Consider the following 14439-nt stretch of genomic DNA (forward strand, 5'->3'; position numbering starts at 1 on the left):
CGCCATGTGTGGCCTTTGGCGGGACGGCAACTCGGTGGAGTTGCTGATCAATGGCGAGGACTTTTTCGCCCGGGTGTTCGACGCCATTCGAGGGGCGCGCGAAGAGGTGCTGATCGAGACCTTCATCATCTTCGAAGACCGCGTCGGTGAGGGTTTGCAGCAGGCCGTGATCGAAGCGGCCAGCCGTGGCGTGCGGGTGATTATTACGGTGGACGACTACGGCACCAGCGACCTGAGCACCGCGTTCGTCAGCAAGATGATCGAAGCCGGCGTGCAGATTCAGCTGTTCGACCCGCGCCCTAAACTGATGGGCATGCGCACCAACCTGTTTCGGCGCCTGCACCGCAAGGTGGTGGTCATCGACGGCGAGACGTCGTTCATGGGCGGCATCAACTACAGCGTCGACCACATGGCCGATACCGGCATCACCGCCAAGCAGGACTACGCCGTGCTGGTGCGCGGGCCGATTGTCGCCGACATCTATCGCTCGACGCTGAGCATGCTCGGCCCGGCCGTGCGCAAGACCTTCACGCCGCTCAAGCCGGTGACGCGTCAGGCCGGCAGCGCGCGGATGCTTCTCGCCGAACGCGACAATCGTCATCACACCACCGATATCGAAGAGCAATACCTGCTGGCGATGCGCAATGCGACTCAGCGCATCACCATCGCCAACGCGTACTTCTTTCCCAGCTACCGGTTCTTGCGTGAACTGCGCAACGCAGCCCGTCGCGGGGTGAAGGTCACGCTGATCCTTCAAGGCAAGCCAGACATGCCGTTTGTGCGCGTGTGCTCGCGCCTGACCTACACCTGGCTGCTGCGCGAAGGCGTGGTGATTCATGAATACAAACAACGGGCGCTGCACGGCAAGGTCGCATTGATCGACCACGAGTGGTCCACCGTGGGTTCCAGTAACCTCGATCCGCTGAGCCTCGCGCTGAACCTGGAAGCCAATTTGTTCATCCGCGACCACGCATTGAACCAGCGCTTGCACGAACACCTGCGCGACCTCGCGGTGGCCCACAGCAAACAGGTCAACCTCAAGGGCCTGGCAAAAGGGCAATGGTGGCGTGCGCCGATGATTTTCCTGAGCTTCCACTTCCTGCGGCACTTTCCGGCCATTGCCGGCCTGTTCCCGGTACACGGCCCTCGGCTGAAACCCCTGCGCGCACCGGAAACACTGCCGGAAGCCGCCGCCCTTAAAAACGACCTGCCGACCGATCAGGAGAAATCCTTATGACAGGCGTCTCCCAAGCTTCCACCCACCAGCAGAAACCGGCCGAGGCCAGCAAGAATCGTCCGTGGCTGAAGTGGGCCAAACGTGCGTTTACGCTGTTCTTCTTCATCGCCGTGCCGGTCCTGCTGTTCACGCTGATGAAGAACCTCGACTGGAACGAGGTGATGCACGCGCTGGAGTCCTACAAGCTCAGCACCCTGGCGCTGGGCTTCGTCATCGCCGCAGGCAGCTACCTGACGTACTGCTGCTTCGACGTCCTGGCCCGGCGCTACACCGAACACAAATTGGCCATAAAACAGATCATCCCGGTGACGTTTGTTTGCTATGCCTTCAACCTGAACCTGAGTTCATGGGTCGGTGGCATTGCGCTTCGTTATCGCCTGTATTCGCGGCTGGGCCTGGACGTGCCGACCATCACCCGGATCCTCAGCCTGAGCTTGATCACCAACTGGCTGGGCTACATGCTGTTGGCCGGGTTTGTCTTCGCGGGTGATTTCGTTGACCTCCCGGAAGGCTGGAAGATCGGCGACACCACGCTACAACTGATCGGCTTCGTCTTGCTGGCGGTCTGCCTGGCGTACTTCCTGGCCTGCCGTTTCTCCAAAAAACGCACCTGGACCATTCGCAAGCAACAACTCGTCCTGCCCTCACTCAACCAGGCACTGCGCCAAGCCTTGCTGGGCGCGCTGAACTGGGGACTGATGGCGCTACTCATCTATGTCCTGCTGCCGGAAAAGGCCTTCTACCCGGCCGTGCTCGGGATATTGCTCATCAGCAGCATCGCCGGCGTCATCGCCCACATCCCCGCCGGGCTTGGCGTGCTCGAAACCGTCTTCATCACCCTCATGCAACACCAATTCAGCAAAGGCCAATTGCTGGCCGCGCTGATCGGCTATCGGGTGATCTACTTCCTCATCCCGCTGATGATCGCGCTGGTGGTGTATGTGGTACTGGAGAAGCGCGCGAAGGCTATGCGGCTCAGGAATGAAGGGCAGTTATGAGTGGGAAGGGTGACGCGGGAGCTCGGGGACTGATGAATTTGCAGTGAGGCGTCGTAGATAAATCAGTCGCTTAACTCAGTCCAAAAAAGTGTTGCCCGGACTGGCCCCTTCCCGGCTAAAGCCAGTCCCACAAAAACACCGCGTACACTCAGTGGAACCGGTGTCGGGTGACGCGGAGCGTCACGGTATGCATGCCCACGCGGAGCGTGGGCACGATCAGCGAAGATCCTGAAATCGCCAGCGCCTGAACTGGCCTCTTCCCGGCTAAAGCCGGTCCCACAAAAAGCAGCGCGTGCAGTCAGTAGGACCGGCTTCAGCCGGGAAGCTTTTGCTTTTGATCTCATACAGAGAAGGTTCAAACACCGCCAATCGCGACTTGGGTGCAGGCCGAACGCAGACGACGCGGAGTGGGCCGAGCCGCATGGATGCGGCGAGAGCGCCGTCAGGACATGGATGTCCGTTCGGCGCGGGCCCACGGAGCGTCGTCGGAGTGAGGGTACCCTGACGAAGGAAGGGCCCAATCAGGAGCAAGCACCCTCAGTTACTAGGGGTGCTTTTCCAAGTAACTCCCCGAAGGCGAAATGTTTGCCGTTAGGCAAACGCACTTGATCTTAAGGGTCAATCGCGGCCCGCGAACATCCTGACGGCATCCACCGCATCATTCGTCCCCGAACTGATCTGCACAATCGCATCCCCCGCCTGATCCGCCAGATCCACACCCTTCACCGCCGTGCTCCGCGTATTGTCCATACTCACAATCGCCTGCCGCGTCTCGGTCTGAATCACCTGAATCATCTCCGAAATCTCCTGCGTCGAACGGCTCGTGCGTCCCGCCAACTGCCGAACCTCATCGGCCACCACCGCAAAGCCACGGCCCTGATCACCGGCCCGGGCCGCCTCGATCGCCGCATTCAACGCCAGCAAATTCGTCTGATCCGCAATACTGCGAATCGTATTCACGATCGCCGTGATCTGCTCCGACCGCTCACCCAGCTGACCAATGATCCGCGACGAATCATCGATATTCTGCGAGATCTGACGCATCTCACTGGCCGCCTGCTGAATCACCAGCGTGCCCTGCTCGGCAAATTTCTGCGTCTGCACCGAAATGTGATACGCCTGCGCAGCGCTGTGGGAATCCTGCTCGTGCTTTTCGATGCGCGCGGTCACGTCCGACGCAAACTTGACCACCTTCCACAGCTTGCCGGCGGCGTCGTACACCGGGTTATAGGACGCTTCCAGCCAGAGGGTCTGGCCGTGCTTGCCGACGCGCTTGAACTGATCGCTGAAAAACTCACCCTTGTTCAACCGACGCCAAAAGTCCTGATACTCGGTGCTTTTGGTGAACTCAGGGGGGCAGAGCAACTTGTGGCTTTTACCCAGCAGCTCTTGCCGGCTGTAGCCCAGCAAGCGCAACAGGTTGTCGTTGGCAGCGATGATCGTGCCGTCCAGATCGAACTCGATGACTGCCATGGCGCGGTCGATGGCCTGCAGCTTATTGTGGGCTTCGCTCTCGGCCTGAAGTTTGGCGGTGACGTCCATCGCGTATTTGACCACCCGGGTGACCTTGCCGTCCGAGTCCCTGACCGGGTTGTAATTGGCCTCCAGCCATACGGTGCTGCCATCGCCCGCCACGCGCTGGAACGTCGACGACACGAATTCGCCGTTGCGCAGGCGCGACCACAATTGTGCGTACTCGGGGCTGCGCGCGTGCTCCGGCGTGCAGAACATGCGGTGTTCCTTGCCGATGACCTGCTCGGGCCGGTAGCGCATGGTTTTGAAGAAGTTGTCGTTTGCCTTGAGCACCACACCGTTCAGATCGAATTCGATGCTGGCCATTGAGCGATTGATCGCCTCCAGCAGACTGGCCTGATGGGCGACGGTCAGTTGCAGGTCCTGGATGATTTTGTTCTTGGACGAGTCGAAAAACATGATGGCGGCTCAGGCAAATGGATGAGGAGCGGTCCTATCCATGACCTTGCGAGCGCGAGGCAGCTCAGATGCGTATTCCGTGTGCAGTGCAGCGGATCATCACGCACGTGATGTTAAAAAGCTATACCATAGTTATACAGCTCGTCGGTTTTGTACAAGGTTGTCTGTTGTCAGTCCTCGAATCCCGCCTGCTCGGAGATCTCGTCCACCTTCAACTCCAGGCGGTAGGCCACGGCAATGAACAGTGCCTGACACAAACACAGCGTGGCGCTGAGGGAGCGAAACGCAAATGAACTGCCTTCGTTGACCAGCAGCACCGCATTGGCGCGCTTGGCCAGGGGCGACAGATTGCTGTCAGTAATAATCAACGTCTTGGCCTGATGATGCTGGGCGATGCGCAGACAGTGCTGGGTTTCCTTGCCGTAGGGCGTGAAGCTGATGGCGATCACCAGATCGTTGGCGCGTACGCTGCGCATCTGCTCGCGGTAACTGCCGCCAAGCCCGGAAATCAGATGGATGCGCTTGTTGGTGTGTTGCAGGTTGTAGACCAGATAGTCGGCGACGGCGAACGAACGTCGTACCCCGACCACGTAGATATTGTCGGCGTTGACCACCAGGTCCACGGCGTTCTCGAAGGCTTCGTCGTCCAGTTCCAGTGCCAGGCGCTCCAGCCCCGACAGGGTGGCGTTCACGCATTCGCGGGCCAGGTCGCCCACGCTGGCCTTCTGGGATTTGTTAGCGATCATGCTGCGAATGCGTTGCTGGTAGTTCTGCACCGGCGTGGCTTTGTGGGTGTAGGCCTCGCGGAACAGCGCCTGCATTTCGCTGAAGCCGCTGAAGCCGAAGCGCTGGGAGAACCTCACGATGGCGGAAGGATGCACTTCGCATTCCCGGGCGATGTCACTGATGCGGTCGACCATGATCCGGTCGCTCTGCTGGCTCATGTAGCTGGCAATGCGCTTGAGCTGGCGCGGCAGGCTTTCGTATTCGGCCGTGATCAACTTGAGCAGTGCATCGGCGGTCTCCGGCGCGGCGGTAACGGCCGTTGCACCGTCGGCTCCGGTATCGGGCGAGCCTGGCTGATCAAGGCTGGACATAAATGCGAATCCTTTGGCGGGGTGTTGCGTTGTGGAGTGTTCGGGACGACAGGCAGGCAGTTTTGCAGGCTGCGACCCGCATTGCAAAGTGGAATAAATATTCCACCTGAAAATAATTTAGAAAAATTCATTGATCAAGCCCCGGCGGCGTTCTAGTCTGCACCCACGAACTCGCTTGCATGCACCTCGCTTTCAAGCGGGACCATGAGCAATCAACTCAATAACAATAAAAGAAGAGGGGCCGGCATGGGCCAGACTCGTTTTGCCACTGGGCGTCAGCTGGACGTGATTTGTCTCGGGCGCCTTGGCGTCGATCTCTACGCGCAGCAGATCGGCGCGCGCCTGGAGGACGTGAGCAGTTTCGCCAAATACCTCGGCGGCTCCTCCGCCAACATCGCGTTCGGCACCGCACGGCTGGGCGTGAAGTCGGCCATGCTGACCCGCGTCGGCGACGATCACATGGGCCGATTTCTGGTGGAATCCCTGGCGCGGGAGGGCTGCGACGTCAGCGGTATCAAAGTCGACAGTGAACGCCTGACCGCCATGGTCCTGCTCGGCATCAAGGACCGCGAAACCTTTCCGCTGGTGTTCTACCGCGAGAACTGCGCCGACATGGCGCTGCAACCCGAAGACATCCACGAAGCGCAGATCGCCTCCAGCAAGGCACTGCTGATCACCGGCACGCATTTCTCGACCGATCAGGTGTTCCGTGCGAGCAGTCAGGCGCTGGATTACGCCGAAAAACACAACGTCAAACGGGTGCTCGATATTGATTACCGCCCGGTGCTCTGGGGTCTGGCCGGCAAAGCTGACGGCGAGACACGCTTCGTCGCCAACGACACCGTCAGCCAGCACGTGCAGCGTATCCTGCCGCGCTTCGACCTGATCGTCGGCACCGAAGAAGAATTCCTCATCGCCGGCGGCTCGACCGATTTGCTCAGTGCCTTGCGCCGGGTCCGCGAGCTCAGTGCCGCGACCCTGGTGGTGAAGCTCGGGCCCCAAGGCTGCACGGTGATTCACGGGGCGATACCGGCGAAGCTGGAAGATGGCGCGATTTACCCCGGCGTGCGCGTGGAAGTACTCAATGTGCTGGGCGCGGGCGACGCGTTCATGTCCGGCTTTCTCAAGGGCTGGCTCAACGACGAGAGCGACGAGCGCTGCTGCCAGTTGGCCAATGCCTGCGGCGGTCTGGTGGTATCGCGCCATGCCTGCGCGCCGGCCATGCCCACGCTGGTCGAGCTGGAATACCTGTTCAACAGCCCGGTGCCGATTACCCGACCCGATCAGGACGCGGTGCTGCAGCGACTGCACCGCGTCAGCGTGCCCCGTCGGGAATGGCAGCCGCTGTTTATCTTCGCCTTCGATCACCGGGGGCAACTGGTAGAACTGGCGCAAAAGGCCGGGCGCGATCCGGCCTGCATCGGCCAGCTCAAGCAGTTGTTCGTTCAGGCGGTCGCCCGGGTCGAGGCCGATTTGCACAAGCGCGGCATCGCCGCTGATGTTGGGGTGCTGGCGGATCAGCGCTTTGGTCAGGATTCGCTGAATGCCGCCAGCGGCCGCGGCTGGTGGGTGGCGCGGCCGGTGGAAGTGCAAGGCTCGCGGCCGCTGGCATTCGAGCATGGGCGTTCGGTGGGCAGCACGTTACTGGCCTGGCCTCAGGAACAGATCATCAAGTGCCTGGTGCAATACCACCCGGATGACGAGCCCATGCTGCGACTGGAGCAGGAAGCGCAGTTGTTGGGGCTGTATCAGGCGGCGCTGGCCAGCGGTCACGAACTGCTGCTGGAGGTTATCCCGCCCAAGGATCATCCTTCGACTCATCCGGACGTCATCCTTCGTTCCCTCAAGCGCCTCTATAACCTCGGCATTTACCCGGCCTGGTGGAAAATCGAGTCGCAGCCCGCCGAGGTCTGGGAACAGCTCGACGCGCTGATCCACGAACGCGATCCGTACTGCCGGGGCGTGGTGTTGCTGGGGCTGAACGCGCCTGCCGAAACCCTCGCAGCCGGCTTTCGTCAGGCGGCGAGAAGCACCACCTGCCGGGGTTTTGCCGTGGGCCGGACGATTTTTCACGAACCCAGCCGAGCCTGGCTGGAGGGCGAAATCGATGACGCGGACCTGATCACGCGGGTGCAGAGCAATTTCGTGTTCCTGATCGAGTCCTGGCGCGACGCCCGGGCTTGAAGTCAGAACCTGAGGCCTGTGAGTTCAGTTGAACGTGATAACAACAATAAAGGTGCAGCCATGCCCGCTTCTGCAATCCGAATTGGCATCAACCCGATTTCCTGGAGCAACGACGACCTGCCGACCCTCGGCGGCGAAACGCCTCTGAGCACTGCGCTCAGTGAGGGCAAGGAGATTGGCTACGAGGGCTTCGAGCTCAACGGCAAATTCCCGAAGACCGCTCAAGGCGTCGCCGATGTGTTGCGCCCGTATGACCTGGCGCTGGTGTCGGGCTGGTATTCCGGTCGACTGGCCAGCCGCTCGGCGGCCGAGGAAGTCGACGCCATCGCCAGTCACGTCGAACTGCTCAAACACAACGGCGCCACGGTGCTGGTCTACGGCGAAGTGGCCGATTCGATTCAGGGGCAGCGCATCCGGCTGGTCGAGCGACCGCGCTTCCACAGCGCCAGTGCCTGGCAGGCCTACGCCGACAAGCTCACAGAGCTGGCCCGATTTACCTTGTCTCAGGGCGTGCGTCTGGCCTATCACCACCACATGGGCGCGTACGTGGAATCGCCGCAGGACATCGACATGCTGATGGCCCTGACTGGCGATGAAGTCGGCCTGCTGTTCGATTCCGGCCACTGCTACATGGGCGGCGGCGAACCGCTGCAGGTGCTGAGCCAGCACATTGGTCGCGTCTGCCACGTGCATTTCAAGGACGTGCGCAAGCCGGTGGTGCAGCTGGCGCGCAACAACTTGTGGAGCTTTCCGGACTGCATCGTCAACGGCACCTTCACCGTGCCCGGCGATGGCGACATCGATTTCGCTGCGCTGCTGGACGTGTTGATGCAGGCCGGTTACCAAGGCTGGCTGGTAGTCGAGGCGGAACAAGACCCGGCCGTCGCGCCGAGTTATGCCTACGCGAAGAAGGGCTACGAAACCCTGCGCACGCTGCTGGCCGCCGCGCAGGTGAACAGCGTGGCTGACCAACAGAACGCACTTCAACATCCCCTTGAACAGAGGAGCCTGTGAACATGAATCTTTTGGTCAAGAGCAAGCCGGAAGGGCGCGACGTGGTAGCGCTGGCCGACGGCGTGCTGACGTACGTCGGGTTCTCCGCCCACCGGTTGAGCGTCGGCGAACGGCTGCCGGTGAGTACGGGCGACAAGGAAATCTGCCTGGTGCTGCTCAGCGGCCGCATCAGCGTCAGCGGCGAGGCGCCGGGGCAGGGCGGTTTCAACTGGGAAAACCTCGGCGATCGGCAATCCGTGTTCGAGGACAAATCGCCCTTTGCGGTGTATCTGCCGCCGGGCAGTCAGGCCGACGTCACGGCGCTGAGCGCGGTGCAGATTGCCGTGTGCGCCGCGCCGGGGGATGCGTCCAAAGACTTGCCGGCGCGCGTGATTACCCCCGACACCATGAAACGCAGCGTGCGCGGCCGGGCGGCCAACACCCGTTACGTCTGCGACATCCTCCCCGATTCCGAGCCGGCGCATTCATTGCTGGTGGTGGAGGTGCGCACGCCCTCGGGCCACTCATCGAGCTACCCGCCGCACAAGCACGACACAGATGATTTACCCCACCAGAGCTTTCTCGAAGAAACCTATTATCATCAGGTCAACCCGCCCCAGGGCTATGTGTTCCAGCGCGTGTACACCGACGATCGCAGCATCGATCAGGCCATGGCCGTGGAGAACAATGACCTGGTCACGGTGCCCAAGGGCTATCACCCGGTCAGCGTGCCGTACGGCTACGAGTCCTATTATTTGAACGTGATGGCCGGGCCGAAGCGCGCCTGGCAATTCCATAACGATCCGCAGCACAGTTGGCTGCTCGACTTGTAATTCCCCGCTTATTTTAAGGAGCCCGCAATGAGCACCGCCCCGATCATCGGCCACTACATCAACGGCCAGACTCACGACAGCGCCGGGCGTTTCAGTGATGTGTTCAATCCGGCCACTGGCGCCGTGCAGGCCCGCGTGGCGCTGGCCGACCTGAAAACCGTCGATGAAGCCGTCGCCGCGGCCCAGGCGGCGTTTCCCGCGTGGGCGGATCAGTCGTCCCTGCGGCGTGCACGGGTGATGTTCAAGTTCAAGGAATTGCTCGACCAGCACCATGACGAGCTGGCCGCCATTATCTGCCGCGAGCACGGCAAGGTGTTTTCCGATGCCAAGGGCGAAGTGGTCCGTGGCATCGAGATCGTCGAGTTCGCCTGCGGGGCGCCGAGCCTGCTGAAAAGCGACTACAGCGACAACATCGGTGGCGGCATCGACAACTGGAACCTGCGTCAGCCACTGGGTGTTTGCGCCGGCGTCACGCCGTTCAACTTCCCGGTGATGGTGCCGCTGTGGATGATCCCCATGGCGCTGGTGACCGGCAATTGTTTCATCCTCAAGCCGTCCGAGCGCGACCCGTCGGCGAGCCTGCTGATGGCGCAACTGTTGAAACAGGCGGGCCTGCCGGATGGTGTGTTCAACGTGGTGCAGGGCGACAAGGTGGCCGTGGATGCGCTGTTGCAACACAAGGGCATCGAGGCCATTTCGTTTGTCGGCTCCACGCCCATCGCCGAATACATTCATCAACAGGGCACAGCTCACGGCAAGCGGGTGCAGGCCCTCGGCGGTGCGAAAAACCACATGATCGTCATGCCCGATGCCGATCTGGATCAGGCCGCCGACGCATTGATCGGCGCAGCCTACGGTTCGGCGGGCGAGCGCTGCATGGCAATATCCATCGCCGTGGTGGTGGGGGACGTGGGGCACAAACTCATCGACAAACTGCTGCCGCGCATCGATGCGCTCAAGGTCGGCAACGGCATGAACGCCGATTCGGACATGGGCCCGCTGGTGACTGCGGTGCACAAGGCCAAGGTCGAGGGCTACATCGCCCAGGGCGTGCAGGAAGGCGCGAAGCTGATCGTCGACGGGCGCAACTTCACCGTACCGGGCGCGGAGCAGGGCTTCTTCGTCGGCGCCACGCTGTTCGATGAAGTGACGCCGGAGATGACTATCTATAAGGAAGAAATCTTCGGGCCGGTGCTGGGCATCGTCCATATGCCGGATTTCGCCTCGGCGGTCGAGCTGATCAACGCCCACGAATTCGGCAACGGCGTGTCGTGCTTCACCAGCGACGGCGGCATCGCCCGGGCGTTCGCGCGCAACATCAAGGTCGGCATGGTGGGCATCAACGTGCCGATCCCGGTGCCGATGGCCTGGCATTCGTTTGGCGGCTGGAAGCGCTCACTGTTCGGCGATCACCATGCCTACGGCGAAGAAGGCCTGCGCTTTTACAGCCGCTACAAGAGCGTCATGCAGCGCTGGCCGGACAGCATCGCCAAGGGCGCTGAATTCAGCATGCCGACGGCGAAGTAGAGAATTTGCGCTCACCGTCTGTCGCACGCGGTCACTCCCACAGGTGACCGCATTTTGCCAACTGAAATTGTGCAGGCTTTCATCACCGCCAATAACAACAAGGTGCAAGCATGACCACGACTCGATTGACCATGGCCCAGGCCCTGGTGAAGTTTCTCGATAACCAGTACGTCGAGGTCGACGGCGTGCAGAGCAAGTTCGTCGCCGGGGTGTTCACCATTTTTGGTCACGGCAACGTCCTTGGCCTGGGCCAGGCGCTGGAGCAGGACAGCGGCGACCTCATCGTGCCTCAAGGGCGCAACGAACAGGGCATGTGCCACGCCGCCATGGGTTTTGCCAAGCAACACCTGCGGCGCAAGATCTACGCCTGCAGCTCATCGGTCGGCCCCGGCGCCGCCAACATGATCACCGCCGCGGCCACCGCGTCGGCCAACCGAATTCCGCTGCTGTTGCTGCCCGGCGATGTCTACGCCAGTCGCCAGCCCGATCCGGTGCTGCAACAGATCGAGCAGTTCCACGACCTCAGCATCAGCACCAACGACGCCTTCAAGGCCGTGAGCAAATACTGGGACCGCATCAACCGCCCCGAGCAGCTGATGAGCGCCGCCCTCAATGCCATGCGCGTGCTCACCGACCCCGCCGAAACCGGCGCCGTCACCCTGGCGCTGCCCCAGGACGTGCAGGCCGAAGCCTACGACTACCCCGATTCATTCCTGCAAAAACGCGTGCACCGCATCGACCGCCGTCCGCCCACCGAGGCAATGCTCAATGACGCCGTTGCGCTGCTGAAGGGCAAACGCAAACCGCTGCTGATCTGCGGTGGCGGCGTGCGCTATTCCGGCGCGGCTGCAGAGTTGCAGGCGTTCGCCGAGCGCTTCGGCATTCCGTTCAGCGAAACCCAGGCGGGCAAAAGCGCCATCGTCTCCGCCCATCCGCTGAACATGGGCGGCATCGGCGAGACCGGCAGCCTGGCGGCGAATACCCTGGCGCGAGAAGCGGACCTGATTATTGGCGTCGGCACCCGTTACAGCGACTTCACCACCGGCTCGAAATCCCTTTTTCAAAACCCTGACGTGCAGTTCCTCAACCTCAACGTCGGCGCCTTCGATGTGCAGAAGCTCGATGGCGTGCAGGTGCTGGCCGATGCGCGCCTGGCGCTGCAGTCGTTGGCGAGTCGGTTGGGCAACTATCGCGCGCAATGGGGCGATCAGCCGCGAGAGGCGAGGGCCGCCCTGGACGCGGAGGTGGATCGGCTGTACGCCGTGGAATACCAGACCGAGGATTTCGAGCCGGAAGTCAGCGGCCACCTTGACCCGCAAGTGCTGCGCGACTTCATCGAGATGACCGGTTCGTGCCTGACCCAGAGCCGGGTACTGGGGGTGCTCAATCAGCAATTGCCAGCGGACGCGGTGATCGTCGCGGCGGCCGGCAGTCTGCCCGGTGATTTGCAGCGGGCATGGCGCAGCACCAGTGTCGACAATTATCACGTCGAGTACGGCTATTCCTGCATGGGCTACGAGGTCAACGCCGCGTTGGGCGTGAAAATGGCGGCGCCGGCGCGCGAGGTGTACGCGCTGGTCGGCGACGGATCCTACATGATGCTGCACTCGGAGCTGGCCACGTCGATTCAGGAACGGCGCAAGATCAACGTGGTGCTGCTCGACAACATGGCCTTCGGCTGCATCAACAACTTGCAGATGGGCAACGGCATGGGCAGTTTCGGCACCGAGTTCAGGTATCGCAATCCCGAAACGGGTCAGCTGGATGGCGACTTCGTGCCGGTGGATTTCGCCATGAGTGCCGCGGCCTATGGCTGCAAGACGTACAAAGTCAGCAACGCCCCGGAGCTGGAAGCGGCACTGGCCGACGCCCGCACGCAGACGGTTTCCACCCTGATCGACATCAAGGTGCTGCCGAAAACCATGATCCATGGCTACCTGTCGTGGTGGCGCGTGGGTGTGGCGCAGGTCTCCACCACGGGCACGACCGCCGAAGCGTACGAGCGACAAAAAGCGGCGTTGGCCAAGGCCCGTCAGTATTGAACAGGCTCCAGCAGGAATAGGAATTCCACCCATGAAAATCGGACTCATCGGCTACGGCAAAGGCGGGCGCTACTTTCACGCGCCGCTGATTGCCAGCCAGCCCGGCGTGACGTTTGCCGGCGTGGTCACCCGTTCGCCGGAACGCCGCCAAGACCTGCGCAACGATTACCCCAAGGTCCCGGCTTTCGACAGCCTGGCCGATCTGATCGCCGCCGGTGTCGATGCGGTGGTGATCTCGACGCCGCTGGCCTCCCGGCGTGCATTGATCCTCGAGGCCATTGAGCTCGGCGTCCCCGTGGTCAGCGACAAGCCCTTCGCGCCGGATGCCCAGGCGGCACAGGAACTGGTGGACGCCGCCGAACGCCGAGGCGTGTTGTTGGGTGTGTACCAGAATCGTCGCTGGGACTCGGATTTTCTCACCGTGCGCAAGCTGATCCATCAGGGTGTTCTCGGCAACGTCAGCCGCTTCGAGTCGCGGGTCGAACGCTATTCGCCGTCCTCGGTGGGCAAGGAAAGCGGCGGCGGTATTCTCCGCGATCTCGGCAGCCATCTGGTGGATCAGGCGTTATTGCTATTCGGGCCGGTGAAGCGGGTGTACGCCGAGCTTGAATTTGCGACCCCTGAGCAAAAGACCGATCACGGCTTCTTCATGTCACTGACCCATAACAGCGGCGTGGTTTCGCACCTCTGGGGCAACTGTCTGCAAAACGCCCAGGGCCCGCGATTTCGGGTCAATGGTGCACAGGGCTGCTATACCGTGGAGGGCCTTGACGGTCAGGAAGCTGCTGCGCTGGCCGGGTTGTCCCCCCGATCCGAAGGCGAACGCTGGGGCGTGGAAGAACATCGACGCTGGGGCTGGTTCGAGCAGGGCGAGCACCGTGAGCGGGTCCCGTCGGAGCGTGGCTGCTGGACCGAGTTCTACCGGCAATGGCAGGAGGCGGTGATGAATCAGGGGCGCAATCCTGTGGATGCCAACGGGGCGGTGGCCTCGGCCAGGGTGCTGGATGCCGCGAGAATCAGCGCGATGGAGGGCAGGGTGGTGGTGCTGTTAAAAGCACACGCAGATGCCCTGTGACGCACTGCGCTGCACCCACCAATAGTCCGAACGTGGCGCAGCAAAACGAAAATAGAAATTAATTCTAAAAGCTGTTGAAGTAGAAATTATTTTCCAATAGAGTCCTTTCCAGGTTGCCGATTCTCGCCGTCAGCGCCTGAAGTCGGGTCTTCCGGCAGCAGGCCGAACGAGCGACACAAAAACAAGAAAGCCAATCGCAGACAGGTACCGCCGATGAATATCTTCAGATCAGCCGCCAAGGCTTGCCGTCCCTTCTTACTCGCGCTTCCCGCCCTTCGCCGCGCTGTTTCCCACGCAGCTTCCCGCACGCTGGTCAACGCTGCCCCCGCGTTCGAATCCGCCCTCGAAACCATCGCCCGCGTGCTCTGCGTTCAAAGCCGCGGCGTTGTGGTGTGCGGGGCATCGAGCGGGTCGGTCGCGCACCTTGCAGACACGGCGCCAACCGCTCCGCGCTGAGTCTCAGCACCTCCAGCAGTCGTCAGCCCTGCCATTACAACAACAAGAATCTGGAGACAGACCGT

At 61.7% G+C, this 14439-nt stretch carries 10 protein-coding genes and 1 pseudogene; 8 read left to right on the forward strand and 3 right to left on the reverse strand.

Features of this window, described 5'->3' with window-relative positions:
- Nucleotides 1-4: 4 nt before the first annotated feature.
- A complete protein-coding gene (gene clsB / locus FX982_RS14600) occupies nucleotides 5-1237 on the forward strand; it encodes a cardiolipin synthase ClsB (protein WP_241043632.1) in 1233 nt (410 codons plus the stop codon).
- A complete protein-coding gene (locus FX982_RS14605) occupies nucleotides 1234-2235 on the forward strand; it encodes a lysylphosphatidylglycerol synthase domain-containing protein (protein WP_172611392.1) in 1002 nt (333 codons plus the stop codon). The genes clsB and FX982_RS14605 overlap by 4 nt, the downstream gene beginning before the upstream one ends.
- A 618-nt stretch (nucleotides 2236-2853) precedes the next feature.
- Here FX982_RS14605 and FX982_RS24815 read toward each other — a convergent pair.
- The 3 genes and pseudogenes from FX982_RS24815 to FX982_RS14615 all read right to left on the reverse strand — a co-directional run bounded on the left by FX982_RS24815 (nucleotide 2854) and on the right by FX982_RS14615 (nucleotide 5264).
- Complete coding sequence (locus tag FX982_RS24815) at nucleotides 2854-3456, reverse strand: methyl-accepting chemotaxis protein (protein ID WP_438826329.1); 603 nt, start codon at nucleotides 3454-3456, stop codon at nucleotides 2854-2856.
- A pseudogene (locus FX982_RS24820) lies at nucleotides 3439-4167 on the reverse strand (PAS domain-containing protein); the annotation flags it as partial. The pseudogene FX982_RS24820 and the gene FX982_RS24815, both read right to left, overlap by 18 nt.
- Before the next feature lie 170 nt (nucleotides 4168-4337).
- The gene (locus tag FX982_RS14615; RefSeq protein WP_172611394.1) at nucleotides 4338-5264 is read right to left on the reverse strand and encodes a MurR/RpiR family transcriptional regulator; all 927 of its coding nucleotides are present in this window, start codon (nucleotides 5262-5264) and stop codon (nucleotides 4338-4340) included.
- Between the two features lie 246 nt (nucleotides 5265-5510).
- Between FX982_RS14615 and FX982_RS14620 the strand changes: the two genes are divergently transcribed.
- From FX982_RS14620 to FX982_RS14645, 6 genes are all read left to right on the forward strand, one after another.
- Nucleotides 5511-7448: a bifunctional 5-dehydro-2-deoxygluconokinase/5-dehydro-2-deoxyphosphogluconate aldolase gene (locus FX982_RS14620; protein ID WP_172611395.1), complete on the forward strand. Its 1938-nt coding sequence runs from the start codon at nucleotides 5511-5513 to the stop codon at nucleotides 7446-7448.
- Between the two features lie 60 nt (nucleotides 7449-7508).
- Nucleotides 7509-8462, forward strand: coding sequence for a myo-inosose-2 dehydratase (gene iolE / locus FX982_RS14625; RefSeq protein ID WP_254074797.1), 954 nt, complete (start codon nucleotides 7509-7511; stop codon nucleotides 8460-8462).
- A gap of 2 nt (nucleotides 8463-8464) precedes the next feature.
- Nucleotides 8465-9274 carry a 5-deoxy-glucuronate isomerase gene (gene iolB, locus FX982_RS14630; RefSeq protein ID WP_172611396.1) on the forward strand — a complete coding sequence of 270 codons (810 nt, stop codon included), beginning with the start codon at nucleotides 8465-8467 and terminating at the stop codon, nucleotides 9272-9274.
- A 27-nt stretch (nucleotides 9275-9301) separates the two neighbouring features.
- On the forward strand, nucleotides 9302-10801 hold the full coding sequence (locus FX982_RS14635) for a CoA-acylating methylmalonate-semialdehyde dehydrogenase (protein WP_172611397.1): 1500 nt from the start codon (nucleotides 9302-9304) through the stop codon (nucleotides 10799-10801).
- 110 nt (nucleotides 10802-10911) lie between these two features.
- Nucleotides 10912-12843 (forward strand): 3D-(3,5/4)-trihydroxycyclohexane-1,2-dione acylhydrolase (decyclizing), encoded by a 1932-nt coding sequence (gene iolD, locus FX982_RS14640; protein ID WP_172611398.1) that lies wholly within the window; start codon nucleotides 10912-10914, stop codon nucleotides 12841-12843.
- Between the two features lie 31 nt (nucleotides 12844-12874).
- Nucleotides 12875-13918, forward strand: coding sequence for a Gfo/Idh/MocA family protein (locus FX982_RS14645; RefSeq protein ID WP_172611399.1), 1044 nt, complete (start codon nucleotides 12875-12877; stop codon nucleotides 13916-13918).
- Nucleotides 13919-14439: the final 521 nt, after the last annotated feature.

This window comes from Pseudomonas graminis (genome assembly GCF_013201545.1).
GTDB lineage: Bacteria > Pseudomonadota > Gammaproteobacteria > Pseudomonadales > Pseudomonadaceae > Aquipseudomonas.